Here is an 18,280-nt window from a genome sequence, read left to right on the forward strand (position 1 = left end):
ATTGTTGAAATCATTTACGTTTTATCAGAGATGTTATGGAGAATCAAAAAACATTAAAAGATAGAGGAAGGTTAGAACATAAGTTAGAAAGAGTTATTGAGGAATGATTAGGTTTAAAATAGTCGCTACAGAAATATACTTCGCTTTTCACCAAAGGCATAAGAGCGCCATCTATTCTGTATAATAATTCTAGACTAGTTAAATCCAATAATATTTTGAAGTCTGAATTACAAGTGACTATCTCCTAAATAACATTCCTTTGTATAACGTATTGTTCGCAAAGTATCCATTGTAGCGTAAAATCTTATTTTCTTTTAATCCATGTAAAACCATCACCTTTAGTAATAAGAGCAACATCTATTGGACCACCAACAGTCTCTAATGATCTGGACATTTTTCTTTTTAAAGAAGTGATATTTAACAAAGCTTCAGCCGTATCTGCTAATTCCTCAATTGGTAACGTTTCTACAATATCTACAATCGGGTTGATAAACTTTTTTCTTTTATAATCGATCATCCCTCTATTAAACCTACGATATACTTCTAATAACTCATCTGTTATCTCGTACTCAACTTGTTCCAAGTTAATTTCTTCTTTGAAATGATCCTGAAATTTTCCGGTTAATTTATGGGATAATTCTTTTAATAATGATTGAATAACAATATATTTTATTTCTTCAATCCATTCGTCGATGAATAAGTGGCTTTCAAACTTTTTAGGAATAAATTTCTCAATTCTTTCCCCATAGTTTTCAATTACTAGATTAAAATCATTTTCGTTAAAAACATCGATGTAATCTGTTTCTTTTAAATGGTTAATTCTATCATTTAATAGCTTCCATCCATGTTGAATATATATTTCTTGCATTTTATCTAGTGTAATTATTATTGCATTCCTCAAATATAATTTCTTTCATTCTAGGACAATAAAGTAATCGTAGGTAAAAAAGGCAGTTTTTAATAATTCCTAAACAAAGAATCGACGAAATAACGACAACAAGTTGTTATTATTTATCGAGATATGGAGAAATTGTAAAAATTCTTGAAGTGTAATGTTCCGTTTCATATGTATTTTATCTTTTTTAGGTGAAGAATATTTCGGTTATATATTTTTGAATAATTAAAAAGAAACCCCAGCCAATAACTCCAAATAAAATTGCTAGTGATAAATGCAAAGAATGTTTAAATGCCATATAAATTATCAACAGCATTATAATGGTTGCTGGAAGACCCGCAATCACACCACCTGTAAATTCATTAATAGTCTTTGCGGATTCTCCTTGTATAGTTAGCCAAATTATACTTAGAATGCTGATTAAAGGTAAAGCTGCTATAATCCCTCCATATATTGGAAATCTTCTTGCTAATTCGGTAACTATGCCAATAATGGCTGCTGAGCTTACAATTTTTATAAATAAATACATTTATTTTGATACCTCACTTAATAATTGAAAGGCTTTGACAACTTGTATTATTTCTTTATCCGATAACTTATCAAGCGCTGCTTGTAATTTTTCTTTATCTAATTCTGTATTTTTCTTTAATATCTTTACACCAAGTTCCGTTAGATGTAAATAAACCTTACGTTGATCTTTATCATCTCTCTCTTTATATAGCCACCCATTACTTACTAACTTTTTCGCGTGTTCCGATGCAGTATTATGTGATATAGATAAATGCTCTGCAATATCCCTAATCATTACAAACTGCTTTTTATGTACCATTTGTAATATACGGACACTTTGGTGAGAGATGACTTCTTGGTGTATAGGGTGAAGTTCAAAGTAAATATCAGAAAAGTATCTATTTATTTCATCCATCATATAATATCCCTCCAATACATCGACTATGACGATTATATCGTATAATACGATATAAATGCAATGAAAATTTAATGGCTGCATTAAATAGTTTTTACTAAACTTAATACCATAACTAATCTATCGAGAATTTATCTAGTAGAACGTTATAATTCAGACTATTTTTTATTATCAATAAGTATGCATTTTCAATCAAGTTTCATATTTTCTGTTTATATTCAAAAGCACTGGGAAATTAATATAGTGAAACCAAAAAGATCAAAATAGGGAGGTATTTTTTATGTCATATGAAAAACATCAAGAACTGCTTCAAATCTTGCATGAATGTATGACAGCATGCAATTATTGTTATAATGCATGTTTGAAAGAAGAAGACATAAAGATGATGGCTGAATGCATTCGATTAGATAGAGAGTGTGCGGATATCTGTGGTTTTTTAGAACAAGCCATTACAAGGGATACTCCATTTATTGCTGAATTAGCAGCAGTTTGTACAACTATTTGCGAAGCCTGTGGGAAAGAATGTGAAAAACATCAACATGATCATTGTCAACGTTGTGCAGAAGCTTGCTTTAGATGTGCAGAGGCTTGCAAACAGATTGCTTAACCTATGAAATTAATGACCAAATTGCCCAATATTAATATAATTTCATTTTCTTAGAAATATTAAACTAGGATTTGTCTAAGAAAACAATACGTTTACTCTCTCATTGGTAATTGAAAAATTCTTATAAGAAAGGGTTATAAAAATGAAGTTGAAAAAGTCTTATATAGTAATAATTTCTCTAGCCTCAATAATTGTATTATCCGCATGTTCAGGTGACACTGAAGACAGGAATTCGGAAAACGACTCTGACACTGTAATAGATTCTGGTACAAATGATAATGCAGAGACAAAATCAGACTCAAGTATGGATCACACGAGTTCTGGAGAAGTTCCTTCAGTTTTAAAAGAAGCAGAAAACCCTACTTATCCAATAGGAAGTGAAGCAATCATCCAGACGGATCATATGGAGGGAATGGAGGGCGCTGTGGCTACAATTGTAGGAGCTTATGAAACTATTGCCTATGCTGTTTCCTACACTCCAACAAATGGAGGAGAAAGAGTTGAAAATCATAAATGGGTTATTCAAGAAGAAATTGCGCAAGCTGATAATGAGCCACTTGAACCTGGATCAGAAGTTACCATACTGGCGGATCATATGAAAGGGATGGATGGTGCAACCGCTGTAATCGATTCTGCTGAAAAAACTACAGTATATATGATTGATTACACTCCTACTAATGGTGGAGAAAAAGTGACTAATCATAAATGGGTAACTGAAAACGAATTATCAAATAAATAAATCAAAAACAAGAAGAGACCTGACTCAGACTCTTCTTGTTTTTTGATTATAGAATACTCAACATACTCTATCTTAATTTGTCTTATCATCCATAATCAAACTAATTTCTACATTCTCTTTGATTTTATAAAAGTTACCTACAATCTCTACTCTTTCTGCCGATGTTAGTTGTAGTTCGGTTAATTCCACTGGGTCATTAAATAACCCCTCATCGAACGATCGGTTATTAATTCACCCACTTATAACCAACACCCCATACTGTTTTAAAGTGATCGTCAATTGGAAACCCTGCTTGACGAATTTTATCCCTCATATTCCGCACATGAGAATCAACCGTCCTGCCTTCCGTTTCCGAATCAAATCCCCAAATCAAATTTATCAATTGTTCCCTTGCAAACACTTGATTCGGGTTTTTCATAAAATGACCAATCATAATAAATTCTTTAGGCGTTAATTTAATTGGAACATTTTTATAAATTAATTCGAATTTTTCCTTGTTCCACAGCAAACTATTAACTTCAACATGAACCTTTGGCGCTCTTCTACGTAATATAGCTGCCATTCTAGCTAATAATTCGTCTTCATTAAATGGCTTAGTAATATAGTCGTCAGCGCCTAATCGCAACCCTTTTATAATATCCTCACGTTGGTCACGTGCAGTTAACATAATAATGGGAACATCGGAAACACGTCTAATTTCCTGACATAATTTCCATCCATCCATCTGAGGCATCATTATATCCAGCAAAACAATGTCAATTGTTTCGTCCTCTATATATGATAATGCTTCATTAGCCCCTTGTGCTTTTTGACAAACATAATTATGTGGACGTAAGTATAATGCAATTAAATCTAACATTCGTTTCTCATCATCAACAATAAGAACTTTATTCATTTTGATCATCCCTTGCTAACGTGATAATGACACTTGTGCCCTCTCCTAGTTTGCTTTCTACTTCAATGCTACCGCCATGGAATTCAACAATTTCTTTCGTAATTGCCAAACCTAGCCCAGCACCACCACTTTTTCTTGAACGTGATTTTTCCACACGGTATAATCGGTCAAATATATATGGGAGGTCTTGTTCAGGAATTCCTTCCCCTTCATCAATAGTTGTAATAATTATATGCTGGTCAGTCTGTTCCACCTTTATTAAAATCTTTGAACCTTCGTAAGAATGTTTTTTTGCATTATCTAAAACATTTATTAAAACTTGTTGAAACCGTTCCGGATCAATCAAAGCCGCTACTTTAGAGCAATTGACATAAAGCAATACTTCTTTCTCTGCCAATGCTGGTCGGATACGTTCAACTATATTTTGTAGAAATTCACATATTTCCACACGTTCGCGTCTAATTAGAAAATTATTATGATCTATTTTAGCTAGCTGAAATAGGTTTTTAATTAATATCGTCAATTGTTCTGTCTCTTCTCGAATTATATTAACATATTCTTTAATTTCTTCTTCAGATGTATCTGGTCGATTAATGATATCAGCATATCCTTTGATATATGTTAATGGCGTCCGAAGCTCGTGCGCGACACTTGCTAAAAATTCATTTCTGGCCATCTTCAATTCTTTTAAGTCCTTTGATAATTTTGAAATAGAATTGGCTAATTCACCTAATTCATCTTTCCGTTCTGTATGAAGCTCAACATTATGTTTACCTTTACTTAATTGTTCTGTTGCTTCTTTCATTTTTATTAAAGGATGAGCGATAAATCTGGATAAAATAAATATTGTTACAATAGTTAATACAACAGTAACGAGGCTAGCAATTAAAAACTGGTTACTAAGCTTATCAACAGTTTTTATTACATAACTTGTCTTTGCAAACATAAACACATGCCCCTTATGTTCGCCGTTTATTGTAATCGGACTATCTGTTGCGATATACTTCCCTTCATTCCACTGATCATCAACGATTTTACCTTCTGTAGGTATTTCATCGTTATTAACATATTTTACTACATCCATCATGTCATCTTCTACTGGGTCAGACGAAATAATAATATCTCCATATTCATCTGTGATGATGACGATAAATTCAGATGCTGATTCCATAATTCCTACATGCTCTAATGTTGGTTGATCAAAATGATCTTCCAAAACATCACGATGTGTATTACCTCGTGCTAATAAACTATTCATAACTTCTTCAATACGGTCATTTGCTAGATTTGCGTATAAAATAAAAAATAAAAAGGTTTCGATGATTAGAATAAACACAAAGAATAATAATCCAATTTTAAATGATAATTTATTAAACATAGTACACCTCTATAACCAATAAGTAAGTGTATCCAATATACCAATAATCAGAAGTAACACACCAGCCATCTTTTGGGTGACAGCTCCTATTTTTCTACTTCTTTTTAATATTGCACCACTTGCACCAAAATACCAAATTAAAAATATAACAATCAAAAGTGGAAGAGACGTACCAATTCCAAACATTGCTGGAAGGACTACCCCATACGAAGTAATCAACACAATCGGCATCAATGTTAATAGGAATAACACGAACATCGTTGGACAAAAGGCTAACGTGAAGCTTACACCCATCAAAAAACTACCTAAATAGCTATCTTTAAATGCCTTTGTTGGTAAATTAAAAATACGCCATGTTTTCTTCCATTGAAATAACCCAATCATAAATAACCCTATGATGATTAGTAATGGTCCTATCGCTTTACGTATAATAGGCATGATATGTGATAGTGTGCTATATACTTCTTTACCTAATAGCCAAATTACAATACCTAATACAGAATAAACAACAACCTTTCCCAAAATAAATAACAATACGTGTAACCATGGAACTTTATCAATTAATGATTTATTACCATAAATCGTAATCGCACTAATGTTACTGGTAAGCTGACATGGCGCAACAGCTCCTACAATACCAAGAAAAAAAGCAAATAATAATGGTAGATGTTCCAAACCATATGCAATATCCATTATTGGACCAATTAATGTACTACTAATTTGGTTAAACAAATCAAACATAAAAATTCAACTCACAATAAATAATTTTATTATTGAATCCCGTTATCAAATAATATTTGTTCCCATGTTTCCGAATAATCACTTGATACATAAGCTTGTCCTTTAATTGTATAGATTGCAAGCTGTTTTGTATCCTTTGGGTTTTGAGTAATGAATACTGGCCCATCATCGTATAACTCTGGCAAGTTCATTTTTTCTGTTTCATCATTATCTATTTTATATTTTTCAAAAATTGGATTTGTATCATAACTAGCAAAATATAAATTTTCTTCATTAAAGAACACAGCACTACCAACTGCTCCTCTTTTTGAGATCAGAGTGAAATATTCTCCTTTATTACTAGATAAATACACACCGCTGTTTGTAGCAGCAGCAATATATTCTGAGTTAGAAGGATGGATACTGAAGGAAAGGATGTCGCCATCTAATCCCGATGCAGTTACTTCTGTCCACGAATCTCCGCTATCCTCACTAAGATAAATACCGACTCCAAGCTTAGAGTTTTTCTGTTCATTAAGCAAAATAACATCATGACTATTGTAACCAACTGCCATTACGTGAAAATCACTTTCGCCTTCAAAATCAATCTTTTCTAATGTCTTTCCACCGTTAAAACTCCGTTGTAAACCAATAGGATTTGGTAGGTTAGTATCTGTCCCAGGATGACCTGATGAATAAAACCCCTTATCAACCGCAGCAAATCCCATATAATCATTAAAGTTCTTTGATGTTTCGAACCAATTACCATCACGGTAAATTTTCAGTCCGGTATGTGAAGCAAAATATAATCCATCATCATTTCCAGCGTAACCAAGTCCATGCACATGATCCATAGTGCCATCAAAAGGGACTTCAAAAGCTTTATCATCTTGGTTATTGCAACCTACAACTAATATTCCTACAATTACTGTTAAGAAAATCATTACTTTATTTTTCATATATTTCTATCCTCCAAATGTATAAAAACTTATTTGTAGCGGTTTTTTTATTACCATCATTTATAATAGTTGTTATTAAAAATAATCCTAAGACTAATTAATCAATCCAAAATCATTGAAAAAACGAACCATAACCAGGCATCATATGCATTTAAAAACCTTCTTATATTATTGATTTATATTAATTATAGCTTTGGTTTATCGAGAAAGTATGCATATTAAATGGGAAATCACAGTTTTTTTGCCAAAATTAATAACTAAAAGTATCAAAAGATTTAAATCTGTCCCCCCACAGTTCTAGGCTAGAAATTTAGCAATCCGATAAAAGAAAAACCGATTACTGATTATTGTAATCGGCTCTTCTTTTATTAAATACGCTAACCTTTACCCACAGGAATCCCAAAAAATTATGCATAAGAGTGTAAACCTGCTATCACCAAATTAACAACAATAAGGTTAAACATAATAATTGCAAATCCTCCAACTGCTAGCCATGAGGATTTTTCTCCATGCCAACCGCGTGATAGTCGCAAATGTAAAAATGCTGCGTAGAAAAACCATGTCACAAGTGCCCATACTTCTTTTGGGTCCCAGCCCCAAAAACGATCCCAGGCAATTTGTGCCCAGATGGAAGCGAAAATTAATCCCCCCAATGTAAATACAGGAAATCCAATGGCTACGGCCCTATAAGTTATTTCGTCAACAAGATCTGGTTTAATATTTTTTAGTAATGGTTGTATTGCTGCACCAATTCTTTTTCTTAAAATTAACCGAATTAGTCCGTATAGGATAAGCCCGGTTCCAAATGACCAAATAAGTGTATTAAACTTTTTAGCTGCATTCCTACCTTGTAACCAACCAGGTGCTTCGAACCAAGCGTCTTGAGCATCTTCAGTGATCAATACACCTTCCTGAGGTCCAGCTATCGCAGGCAATGTATATTCTACAGTTAATGTTCTATTTCCTGAAGGATATTCAAAAGTTGACTTATAATCTAATATATTAAATGTCACTGTTGAAAGAATAAACCCTATACAAGCAATCATAAAAAACAAAACTAGTTCCAACCACACGTTCTTCTTGCTACGTTTTGTTTGATCAATTTGCCTTATTAAGTATATAAGCCCTGCAACAAAACTAACTCCCAAAATCCCTTGTGATAATGAAACTGTTGTTACATGGATATAGAGCCATGGACTTTGTAATGATGGCACTAATGGTGAAATTTCTGTTGGAAACATACTCGCATAGGCTATAATAATTAATGCAATTGGCAACGCAAATAATCCAAGAATATTTAATCGATAAATAAAATAAATGATAATGAACGCTAGAACGAGACTCATCCCTAAAAAAGTCATAAACTCAAACATATTTCCAACTGGGGCATGTCCGCTTGCAATCCATCGTGTAATAAAATAGGCCAATTGTGCAATAAGCCCAATAATGGTTAAGGATATTGCTATAGTTCCCGTTTTTCCTTTTTTCTTTTGTTTATTTTTATCTTTTATACTAACACCAAATATGATAGTCGCTATAGAATAGAGTGCAAATGCCGTATACAGCATCGTACTGCTAATATTAACTAAATTATTCATGATTAATTAACCTCCTTGTTTTTTATCTAGTTCGTTCAATTCTTGTTGGTCGACTACCATTTCGATATTCGTACCTGAAATAATTTTTTCTATATCTTTCTTAATGCCATACCAGTTTTTATTTGTATGTGCTGCTAGTAACATTTCATTTTCTTTTGGATGAATCCATATTCTCCGATGTTGCCAGTACATTCCCTGAACCACACCAATCATGAAAATGAAAGCTCCTAAGCCGAATAATGGTAACGTATAGTCTCTTCGTAAAGTCATTCCACTCACGTCATGCATTTCAAAATCAGAAATTCCTAATTTATATTTGTTTTCACCAGTAGCATCGATATTTTTACCGATTCCAATGAAACTAATTTCAGGACTTTTGGAATTTGGAGGGTAAATAAAGAATACATATGCTGGGTTTCGTGGGAATTTGGTTTCTGATCTTGGTTCACCATCTTCAAGAACATAATCTGGATAGTACTTATCAATAACAACTCGAAAACCACTATCAAGTTCATATTCGGTTTCAGGTTCTGATAAATCTACTGTAAAAGTGTCAATTGCTTTTTCCTCGGGATCATCAGTTTCATGTATTATAAAGGACATAGTGGAGAATTCATTTTGTTGATATCCAGATTGATATAATGTGTATCCATCGAACTTTAATGGGTTATTCATAAAAACTTTGTCTTCGACTACTTTTTCAAGCTTCGGTTCTGCACCGGGAATAGATGCATCAACATTTTTATAAATGATTAAGTTTGTCTGATAGTTACTCGCTACATTTCCACCCATTCTTGCTATTGCATCTTTAAAACGTTCATCATTATCATCATACGCTTCTAATATAAACTCTTTATTTTCGATATAATACTCGCCGTCGGTTCCCGGAATTACAATCTGTTGTCCTTCTCTTACCCATACATATTCATCCAAAAATAATAATGGTGTCATTCGAAGCAAAGCGGCAATTAATATAATTATTAAACCAATATGATTAACATAAGGACCCCAACGAGAAAATCTGCCTTTCTCAGCCAAAATATGACCATCTTCATTTCTAACTTTGTAACGCTGTTTTTTCAAATTTTCAATTAGTTGTTGTTTTTCTTTACTTGAAACATTTTTAGATCCACTGAACAATCGCTGCCTATTTAAAAAAGTTTCATGTCGTTTTGGCTTTTGCATTTTTAATGCTCGGTGGAGGGGAACGACTCTATCAATACTACATATAACTAGTGATATTCCAATTAAGGAAATAAGTATCATATACCACCAGGAACTATATAATTCATGAAATCCTAGTTGGTAATAAATTTTTCCAAGCAATCCATACCAATCCTCATAGAAAAAAGCTGGATTACGATTTTCTGCCTCAGCTGGAATATACATTTCCTGTGGAAAAATAGTTCCCAAGGATGATGCAACTAAAGTTATTACGATAAGCCAAACACCAACCTTGACGGAAGAGAAAAAACTCCATATTTTATCAATTATTGACCTGTTATATGTCAGTGAACGTCTTGCACTGCCATCATAACGCATATTTAATAATTTAGATTTATCGTTTCCGTCAATATGTTGATTTTCTTCTATCGGTTTTCCGCATGCTTCACAAAGAACTGTACCTTCAGGGTTGATATGTCCACATTCACATTTGATTTTCTTCATATAAATCCCTCTCAATTTTTATCTTTCATTGTCTAGGTTGAATTTGTTTGAAATATTCTTCCAAACGTTCTAATGTTAGTGCACCCTCAATTTTTTCTATAATTTCTCCCTCTGGGCTAATAAAATAAGTGGTTGGGATAGGACCAATTTTATATAGGTCACTTACTTGATTTTTGTTATCATGTGGAATTGGAAATGTGAGATTATATTTTTCAATGAATTGATGAATAACTGCTTCGGTAGCATCTAAACTCACCGCTACAATCTCTATTCCTTTATCATTATATTGCGGATATAACTCTTGCATATAAGGCATTTCCTTTTCACACGGTTTACAATAAGTAGCCCAAAAATTCAGCATAACCCCTTTTCCTTCCAGGTCACTAAGCCGGATTGATTCTAATTCATTATTCTTATTAATTTGCTTTAATTCAAAATCAGGTGCTTTATCACCAACTCCATATATTGTGTTATCCTTTTCAGCATTTGTGATGAGTGCAAACACAACTGCCGCTACTAACACCAGTAAAATAATCGTTCTGAAAATTAAACGATTCCGTATTTTACTTTTTTTCTTCTCCTTGGCTTTTTCGATACGCACACGGATCACTCCTTTATTCACTTTTCTATTTATACACTCACTGTTCAACTTGTTAAAATCCAGTGAATCCACCAAACAACGGGATTAACAATGCAATAATAATTCTCATCCAATCAAAATATAAAAGTACTCCCATTACAATCATTAAAATCCCACCAAATATCATAAATCGATTACCATGTTTCTTTAAAAATGTCATTTTATCAATAAAGAAAGTCATGATTAAAAAAGGTATCGAAAATCCTAACACATAAAATGACATATAAAATAGCCCCATGCTTGGATTAGCAACTCCAAGAGCCATTACTCCTGCAAGTATAGGTCCAGTACAAGGCGTCCAACCTGCAGCAAACCCTAACCCAATTAATATGGATCCTAAATAGCCAGTCGGTCTTTTTTGAAACTGAATTTTTTTATCAAAAAGTAAAAAATTGAAACGAAGTACACCAGTCAAGATTAAACCAAAAAATACTAATAATACCGCACCCAATTGTCTAAGTAATCCTTGATAAGCCATGAAGAATGACCCTATGAAGGAAGTTGTTAAACCAAGCGCTAAAAATATAATTGAAAATCCTAATAAGAATAGGATGGTATGTATAAATGCTTCTTTTCTTAAAATGCCGCCTTCTTCTTTTAATTCATTTACCGTCATTCCTGTTAGATAGGAAAGAAAAGCTGGATATAAAGGCAATGCACAAGGTGAAAGAAATGATAAAAACCCTGCACTAAATGCCAAGAAAAGGTTAACTTGTTCCAACTAAATATTCACCTACTTTTAATAAATTTACTTCCATAGTAGAATAACCAATGATTATCAAGAAACTATGCAGAAATAAACAATGTCACAATATGTTCGAAATAATTTGGTAATTCATTAATGAACAAGATTAAAAAATCGGTTATGACCAGTCCTTCCAAAAATACGACCAATCTGTTCCACTTGGCACCTTATTATCTCAATACAAATTTGTGGGACATTGATTTTAAAGCGGATATATTAGCTTTAAAAATCCCGATCTTATTTATTACATTATTGACCTTTACCTAGCTACTAACTATATTTTAAAAAGAAGAATGATTATGCAAAAAAACGATCTACCTTTAGTACGGGAATCTGCATATGCCAAATAGCTGAAAGTATTGAATAATGGTTATTGAACGAACAAAAGAGATATTGAGGAGCGTAAAGAATTTACCGAATTAAGTAAAACAGCATACCCAAGGGATTATAAATTCTCTTGGTTTTTTTTGTGAAATGAAATTCAAGTAAACGTTTTCGTAAAGTATTTTTAAGTATAGCTTTCATTTTAAGAAAATTATGGTTGAAGTTTTTAAATGTTTTCATTATTTGAACTTAAATTCAAAATCAATACTATCTTAGCGTGTTGGATTTTATTGTAATAAAAGTGAATAATTATATAAGATAAATAGACTTAATTCTTTAAATAGATTACACTATACAAAATTTAGCTACTCATAAGATAAGGAAGTGGTATGGAAATGGAAGTTTAGGAAGCAGAATATATTGCCGGAATTATAGATGGTGAAGGATAATTACATTAACAAGATTACAAAATAGAAGACCTTGTATCTCTATATCTTCCAATGATAAAGAAATGTTACTTTACATACAAAATATAGCGGGTGGAGATATTTATACAAAGAAAAATTATAATCCAGCTAGACATAAAGATTCATATACATTATATTTTAAATAGAAAAAAGAAGTATTTTATATCTTTAAGGATTTCTGATTTTTTGAGGGTGAATAAAAAAAGAAGAAGAGCAAAATGGATATTACAGAATTATAATTCTCTAACTCCTCGTAATGGAAAATACACGAAAATATTATATAAAAAGAAAGTTGAATTTGAAGATAGATTCTTTCAATTATAATTTTTAGCAATAAAAAAACCACCAACATTTATTTATTGGTGGAGACGGTGGGACATGTCCTTCCATACTTTCGTAATGGCACTGACTATATCTTGAACCTACTTAGTAGTAGGTCCTTCGGCGTCTTATGCAAAATATAGATTTATTCTCTTGTAAATAGCATTTTGCATCCTAGTACTACCTGTATTGGGCAGCCTATAAGTCGATACATGGCTGTAGGATTACTCCTCATACCACTCGGTATTGCCTTATTGTTTAAAAACAACTTAGGTTTCACCGATAAAGCCGAATTTTCACTTCTGTATTGCTACAAAAGGCGACTATATTACTAATCGAACCCACGTCCAAGGATATTGCCACTTAAGCTTCTACACGCTTAGTTGGTATATTATCATTCGCTAACTTTTCAGCCTACCAACAGGCTTCCAAGTAGCTAGTCTGATTGGTTTCAACGCTCTATCCACAGACGGAGGATGAACGTTTATCCCGCTAAAGTTGAGACTCTTTACCCGTTACACGGGAAATAACGGTTAGAGTCCTTTAACAAGCTTATGCAGCTGCTAAAGAGTAATTTTCTTCTTTGCCAGTTATAGGCGTTTAACGTTTTACGAGCCGTAACCTCGACGTGCGACTTAAGCTCAACCTACCCCTGTCGAATCCGAAACGTCCCCATGTAATAAGGGCTCGTCGGCACTTGAGCTTTGCACTCCTCTTTTTCGAGTGCATTATTCATTATAACATACTCAAATATTTTTGCAAGATGTTAATTTTTGTAAACTTATATAGTTACATTCCGCCAAATTTTTCCTGGTTTGCTCGGTCGATCACGTAGAAGCGAAACCCAGCTTAACAACACTAATTTAACGATCTATTTCTTTCATCGCTCGATCAATGTCGCGTTTCATCTGTTTCTGTTTAAGGTCTTCACGCTTATCGTAAAGCTTTTTCCCTCTTCCAAGACCAATTAATAATTTTGCAAAGCCATTTTTAATGTACAAACGCAGTGGAACAATTGCGTACCCTTTTTGCTGAGTCAACCCGAATAATTTATCGATTTCGTGTCGATGTAACAGTATTTTCCTTGTACGAGTCGGATCATGGTTGAATCGATTTCCTTGTTCATACGGAGCGATATGCATATTAATTAATTGTGCTTCTCCATCAATAATGCGGATATGTGAATCTTTTAAACTTACTCGCCCAGCTCGGATTGATTTAATTTCAGTTCCTTTTAACACAAGACCTGCTTCATACGTATCTTCAATAAAATAGTCATGGGAAGCTTTTCGGTTTTGTGCAATTGGTTTATCGTATTGTTTAGACATATTAATTCCCCCTGTCTATGTCTTCTATCTTTACACTAACACAAAATCAACTACATGTTCATCCATATTTACATTCATTACTTTTATATTTACTTCTTCACCAATTCGATATACTTTTCCTGTCATCTCACCAATTAATGCATGATGTCGATCTGAATAATGATAATAATCATCTGTCATATAACTTACATGGACAAGGCCTTCTACTGTGTTTTCCAATTCAACAAATAAACCGAAGCTTGTCACAGAGCTAATGATTCCTGTAAACTCTTCGCCAATTTTATCAGACATATATTCGGCTTTTTTCAAATCATCCACTTCGCGTTCCGTATCAACTGCAGCTCTTTCCATTTCAGATGTATGTTTAGCAATATCCGGCAATAACTTTTTCCATTTTTTCAATGTCTTATCGGATAAATCGCCATGCAATAAATACGTTCGTATTAAACGATGGACCATTAAATCTGGATAACGACGGATTGGTGATGTGAAATGGGTGTAAAACTCAGTTGATAAACCGAAATGACCAATACTGTTTGGGTCATATTTTGCTTGCTTCATCGATCTTAACATCAATTTGGAAATAACCATTTCCTCTTTTTCACCTTTAACGCGTTCTAATACTTTCTGAAGTTCGAGTGGATGAATATCATTAGCTGTTCCTTTCACAACATAGCCAAGACCTGCAAGAAACTCAAAAAAGTGTTCCAACTTTGCTTCATCTGGCGATTCGTGAATTCGGTGGATAAATGGGACATCTAGCCAATGAAAATGTTCAGCTACTGTTTCGTTCGCACAAAGCATAAACTCCTCAATTAAACGTTCACCTGTGGACCGTTCCCGAATAACAACATCAACTGCTTTTCCTTCTTCGTCAACTAAAACTTGAGCTTCCTTAAAATCAAAATCAATGGCCCCACGCTTCATCCGCTTATGACGTAAGATAGATGCAAGTTCTTCCATTCGTTCAAAATTGGGGACAAGTGGCTCAAATTTTTTCCTCGTTTCTTCATCCTTTTCCGCTAAAATCTTATTGACATCTTTATATGTCATTCGCTCTGTAGTTCGAATGACTGCTTGGAATATTTCATGGCTGACAACCTGTCCGTTTCGATTTACTTCCATTTCACAGCCTATTGTTAAACGATCCTGTCCTCGATTTAAAGAACATATTCCGTTCGATAAACGGTGAGGGATCATCGGAATAACACGGTCAACTAAATAAACGCTTGTTCCGCGTTCATGCGCTTCTTTATCAATCGGCGAGTTTTCTTTTACATAATGGGTCACATCCGCAATATAAACTCCTAAAAGATAGTTCCCGTTTTCTAATTGCTCAACTCGAACGGCATCATCCAAGTCTTTGGCATCTGCTCCATCAATTGTCACAATTATTTCATCTCGTAGATCACGACGTCCTTTTAAATCTACATCTTGAATTGTCTCTGGCGTTTTGGCAGCTTGTTCCAATACAGTGTCTGGAAAATCCATCTTAATTCCATTTTTATAGATAATCGAAATAATATCTATACCCGGATCGTTTTTATGTCCAAGTATTTGAATAACTTCACCTTCCGCACTTTTTCGTCCTTCAGGATATTTCGATATATCAACGATTACTTTATGCCCTGTCACAGCTCCTTTTGTTCTGTTCTTGGGGATAAATATATCGCTTGGAATACGTTTGTCATCTGGAATGACAAACCCAAATCCATGACTATCTTCAAATGTACCAACAACTTGAGTGTTCGCTCTTTCTAACACACGAATAACGACACCCTCGGGGCGGTTTTCACGAGCACCTTTTTTCTCGATTCGGACGATCACTATATCATTGTTCATTGCGGAAAGTAAATCGGATGAATGGATATAAATATCTTGTTCGTTTTCATCGTCTGGAATTAAAAAAGCGAATCCTTTTTTATTCATTTCAATTTTCCCGCGAATTAAGTTCATTTTTTCAGGAAGCCCAAAACGATCCTTTCTCGTTCGAACAAGTTGCCCTGTATATTCTAGTTCATTTAATGTTTTTACAAGCTGTTTAAATTCGTCCACTTGACTCATGCCAAAAATCTCTTCTAATTCACTCACAGATAAAGGGCGTGTTCCACTTTCTTTAAAATAATTTAAAATTTGATCTTGTAAATTCTCACTCATCGTTTCACCTTCTTCCTTCTTCATTATATGTATTGTAAGCATTAAAGAATAGCTCATTCATTTATTGTTCCCAATTTAAAGACTCTAATAAACCTTATACGCAAAACAATGTACAAAATCACTATAAATATTATAATAACAATGTTTATTACAATTCACAATCTATTCGACAACGCATGAAAGTGCATTAAAAAGAGCAGATTTCGGGGTACTTTTGGGCAAAGTTGAAGCTAAAATAATACGTGGGTAGGTCGTAAATAAATTAAAAATCGCTTCTACAACGGGTTTTTATTATAAAAAATCACCCCTAAATATGGGGTGTGAAAAAACTTGCTAATATAATTAAAAATACCTTTTATTTATTCTCTCTCCGCTTAAACCCGCGTCAATTTCTATTGGGCATATGACCTATTCATTAATACTCTTCGCCAACCGTCGGGATCTTCAATTGTAATCCCTTGATCCTTCCAGTATTCATTTTCCGGTTCAACCTCGCTATACCCCATTTTCCTTAACCGCTCTGATACTTTATTGATTTCATTTTTATTAGTTATATAAAATACTAAGAGATTATCTTTAGTTGGAGCAGGGCAAGGACTACCATCGATATGGCGAGTGAATTCTAAATGATAGTCAACATCTGGCAATCCAAATATGACTCCTTCATAACCCTTATCACCTTTAAATTGTTCAATTTGTTTAAGTCCTAATCCATTTTGATAAAATTCAATGATTTCTTCAAATTTATCAGTAGGTCTAGCTATTCTTACCTGTGCTACAGTGAAGTCCTTGAATTCCAAATTTAAAACCAACCTTTCTTAAAAGTATTTTCATTCTGGACCGTTTGTTTAGAGAAATTGGATTCATTTTCAAAGCCCTCCTCTTACTACAATTAGACAAATGGAGGAGAATTTCCTTTTTTAAATAAAAATAACGCCTATTCAGCGTTTATATCGAATCTTAGCAACAATACAAGAATAGCATCTACTCAATTGAAAAAGGATAGATAAAATAAAATTATACAAAATAAAAGTTGATGAAAAAGTTTATTATTTTTTAAAAAAGTGGTGCAAAGCGATCTATGTAATGTTGGTATAACAAGGGAAAATTCCTCTTGTTATACCGAATCCCAATTTAGAGACTCTAAAAACATATAAATGTCTTCGTGGAGCCTATCCTTCTCTTTATCTAATGTAATAACATGTCCTGATTCCTCAAACCACTTTATCTGTTTTTCGTCTGTTGCAATATGTTCATATATATATGTTGCGCTGTCTGGATTAATCATTTGATCGTTTCCTGCTTGAACAACCATTGTTGGGGCATAAATTAAGTCTACTTCTTTACTTACTTCTTTAATGAACCTGCCAATTTGTTTAAACATATCTGTTGAATTTTCCATTAACAGTCTTGTTTCCTCTTCAATGACAGCTTCATCTTTTCGTTCAAATTGTTTATATTGTTTAGCAAAGCTCTGAAAACCATTAGTAAGCTGAGTTTTATTATCAAAAAACATCGGAGTACACATTGGTATGACTGCTTTTATTTTTTTACAACTTGCTAATTTTAATCCAAGAGCCCCACCCATCGACAATCCAGCAACGGCAATTTCTTCATAGCCTAAGTCGACCAAGTGATCATATGCCTTCTGTACATCTTCCCACCACTCACTAGGTGTTGTCAGGATTAATTCCTCAGGTGATTCACCATGTCCACGATATATTGGCGCATGACTCGTATATCCTTTTTTCTCTAAAAATCTGCCTAACATTCGAACATCTGCAGTATGTCCTGTAAAGCCATGCAATAGCAATACCGCCCGAGGGCCTGCCTCAAACGTAAAGGGTTCTGGTTTTTTAATTTTCATCTTTGTTGGCTCCCCTTCATATTCAATATTTCTCATTCTAAACATTT

Annotated in this window: 17 protein-coding genes and 1 other RNA gene; 2 read left to right on the forward strand and 16 right to left on the reverse strand. The window is 33.5% G+C overall.

The window, feature by feature from the left end; translation table 11 throughout:
* Positions 1-304: 304 nt before the first annotated feature.
* From SPD48_RS07560 to SPD48_RS07570, 3 genes are all read right to left on the reverse strand, one after another.
* The gene (locus tag SPD48_RS07560; RefSeq protein WP_336257482.1) at positions 305-901 is read right to left on the reverse strand and encodes a hypothetical protein; all 597 of its coding nucleotides are present in this window, start codon (positions 899-901) and stop codon (positions 305-307) included.
* Between the two features lie 181 nt (positions 902-1,082).
* Entirely contained in the window at positions 1,083-1,424 is a 342-nt protein-coding gene (locus SPD48_RS07565; protein WP_336257483.1) for a DUF3147 family protein, read from the reverse strand.
* Positions 1,425-1,823: a MarR family winged helix-turn-helix transcriptional regulator gene (locus SPD48_RS07570; RefSeq protein WP_336257484.1), complete on the reverse strand. Its 399-nt coding sequence runs from the start codon at positions 1,821-1,823 to the stop codon at positions 1,425-1,427.
* A gap of 277 nt (positions 1,824-2,100) precedes the next feature.
* Between SPD48_RS07570 and SPD48_RS07575 the strand changes: the two genes are divergently transcribed.
* Both SPD48_RS07575 and SPD48_RS07580 read left to right on the forward strand, forming a co-directional pair.
* Positions 2,101-2,427: a four-helix bundle copper-binding protein gene (locus tag SPD48_RS07575; RefSeq protein WP_336257485.1), complete on the forward strand. Its 327-nt coding sequence runs from the start codon at positions 2,101-2,103 to the stop codon at positions 2,425-2,427.
* Between the two features lie 142 nt (positions 2,428-2,569).
* Positions 2,570-3,166: a YdhK family protein gene (locus tag SPD48_RS07580; protein ID WP_336257486.1), complete on the forward strand. Its 597-nt coding sequence runs from the start codon at positions 2,570-2,572 to the stop codon at positions 3,164-3,166.
* Between the two features lie 226 nt (positions 3,167-3,392).
* Here SPD48_RS07580 and SPD48_RS07585 read toward each other — a convergent pair whose 3' ends face one another.
* The 13 genes from SPD48_RS07585 to SPD48_RS07645 form a co-directional block, all read right to left on the reverse strand.
* A complete protein-coding gene (locus SPD48_RS07585) occupies positions 3,393-4,061 on the reverse strand; it encodes a response regulator transcription factor (RefSeq protein ID WP_336257487.1) in 669 nt (222 codons plus the stop codon).
* Positions 4,054-5,439 carry a sensor histidine kinase gene (locus SPD48_RS07590; protein ID WP_336257488.1) on the reverse strand — a complete coding sequence of 462 codons (1,386 nt, stop codon included), beginning with the start codon at positions 5,437-5,439 and terminating at the stop codon, positions 4,054-4,056. The genes SPD48_RS07585 and SPD48_RS07590 overlap by 8 nt, the downstream gene beginning before the upstream one ends.
* 9 nt (positions 5,440-5,448) lie before the next feature.
* A complete protein-coding gene (locus SPD48_RS07595; protein ID WP_336257489.1) occupies positions 5,449-6,180 on the reverse strand; it encodes a cytochrome c biogenesis CcdA family protein in 732 nt (243 codons plus the stop codon).
* Positions 6,181-6,209: 29 nt separating this feature from the next.
* Positions 6,210-7,118 (reverse strand): F510_1955 family glycosylhydrolase, encoded by a 909-nt coding sequence (locus tag SPD48_RS07600; RefSeq protein ID WP_336257490.1) that lies wholly within the window; start codon positions 7,116-7,118, stop codon positions 6,210-6,212.
* Positions 7,119-7,525: 407 nt separating this feature from the next.
* A complete protein-coding gene (gene ccsB, locus SPD48_RS07605; protein WP_336257491.1) occupies positions 7,526-8,716 on the reverse strand; it encodes a c-type cytochrome biogenesis protein CcsB in 1,191 nt (396 codons plus the stop codon).
* A gap of 6 nt (positions 8,717-8,722) precedes the next feature.
* Entirely contained in the window at positions 8,723-10,384 is a 1,662-nt protein-coding gene (resB, locus tag SPD48_RS07610; RefSeq protein WP_336257492.1) for a cytochrome c biogenesis protein ResB, read from the reverse strand.
* Positions 10,385-10,409: 25 nt separating this feature from the next.
* The gene (resA, locus tag SPD48_RS07615; RefSeq protein ID WP_336257493.1) at positions 10,410-10,985 is read right to left on the reverse strand and encodes a thiol-disulfide oxidoreductase ResA; all 576 of its coding nucleotides are present in this window, start codon (positions 10,983-10,985) and stop codon (positions 10,410-10,412) included.
* A 52-nt stretch (positions 10,986-11,037) separates the two neighbouring features.
* Positions 11,038-11,745, reverse strand: a complete 708-nt coding sequence (locus SPD48_RS07620; protein WP_336257494.1) for a cytochrome c biogenesis CcdA family protein — start codon at positions 11,743-11,745, stop codon at positions 11,038-11,040.
* Between the two features lie 1,468 nt (positions 11,746-13,213).
* Positions 13,214-13,547, reverse strand: a transfer-messenger RNA (tmRNA) gene (gene ssrA, locus SPD48_RS07625).
* Positions 13,548-13,744: 197 nt separating this feature from the next.
* Entirely contained in the window at positions 13,745-14,209 is a 465-nt protein-coding gene (smpB, locus tag SPD48_RS07630; protein WP_336257495.1) for an SsrA-binding protein SmpB, read from the reverse strand.
* A gap of 30 nt (positions 14,210-14,239) precedes the next feature.
* Positions 14,240-16,366, reverse strand: coding sequence for a ribonuclease R (gene rnr, locus SPD48_RS07635; protein ID WP_336257496.1), 2,127 nt, complete (start codon positions 16,364-16,366; stop codon positions 14,240-14,242).
* 392 nt (positions 16,367-16,758) lie between these two features.
* Entirely contained in the window at positions 16,759-17,166 is a 408-nt protein-coding gene (locus SPD48_RS07640; protein ID WP_336257497.1) for a VOC family protein, read from the reverse strand.
* Positions 17,167-17,483: 317 nt separating this feature from the next.
* Positions 17,484-18,233: an alpha/beta hydrolase gene (locus tag SPD48_RS07645; RefSeq protein WP_336257498.1), complete on the reverse strand. Its 750-nt coding sequence runs from the start codon at positions 18,231-18,233 to the stop codon at positions 17,484-17,486.
* Positions 18,234-18,280: the final 47 nt, after the last annotated feature.

Origin of the sequence: Pseudogracilibacillus sp. SE30717A (assembly GCF_037071985.1) — a bacterium.
GTDB lineage: Bacteria > Bacillota > Bacilli > Bacillales > Amphibacillaceae > Pseudogracilibacillus.

Excerpts from the sequence above, each read along its gene's own strand:
- SPD48_RS07565 (WP_336257483.1), bottom strand. The coding sequence starts at position 1,424 with ATGTATTTATTTATAAAAATTGTAAGCTCAGCAGCCATTATTGGCATA.
- SPD48_RS07570 (WP_336257484.1), bottom strand. The coding sequence starts at position 1,823 with ATGATGGATGAAATAAATAGATACTTTTCTGATATTTACTTTGAACTT.
- SPD48_RS07575 (WP_336257485.1), top strand. The coding sequence starts at position 2,101 with ATGTCATATGAAAAACATCAAGAACTGCTTCAAATCTTGCATGAATGT.
- SPD48_RS07580 (WP_336257486.1), top strand. The coding sequence starts at position 2,570 with ATGAAGTTGAAAAAGTCTTATATAGTAATAATTTCTCTAGCCTCAATA.
- SPD48_RS07585 (WP_336257487.1), bottom strand. The coding sequence starts at position 4,061 with ATGAATAAAGTTCTTATTGTTGATGATGAGAAACGAATGTTAGATTTA.
- SPD48_RS07590 (WP_336257488.1), bottom strand. The coding sequence starts at position 5,439 with ATGTTTAATAAATTATCATTTAAAATTGGATTATTATTCTTTGTGTTT.
- SPD48_RS07595 (WP_336257489.1), bottom strand. The coding sequence starts at position 6,180 with ATGTTTGATTTGTTTAACCAAATTAGTAGTACATTAATTGGTCCAATA.
- SPD48_RS07600 (WP_336257490.1), bottom strand. The coding sequence starts at position 7,118 with ATGAAAAATAAAGTAATGATTTTCTTAACAGTAATTGTAGGAATATTA.
- ccsB (WP_336257491.1), bottom strand. The coding sequence starts at position 8,716 with ATGAATAATTTAGTTAATATTAGCAGTACGATGCTGTATACGGCATTT.
- resB (WP_336257492.1), bottom strand. The coding sequence starts at position 10,384 with ATGAAGAAAATCAAATGTGAATGTGGACATATCAACCCTGAAGGTACA.
- smpB (WP_336257495.1), bottom strand. The coding sequence starts at position 14,209 with ATGTCTAAACAATACGATAAACCAATTGCACAAAACCGAAAAGCTTCC.
- rnr (WP_336257496.1), bottom strand. The coding sequence starts at position 16,366 with ATGAGTGAGAATTTACAAGATCAAATTTTAAATTATTTTAAAGAAAGT.
- SPD48_RS07645 (WP_336257498.1), bottom strand. The coding sequence starts at position 18,233 with ATGAAAATTAAAAAACCAGAACCCTTTACGTTTGAGGCAGGCCCTCGG.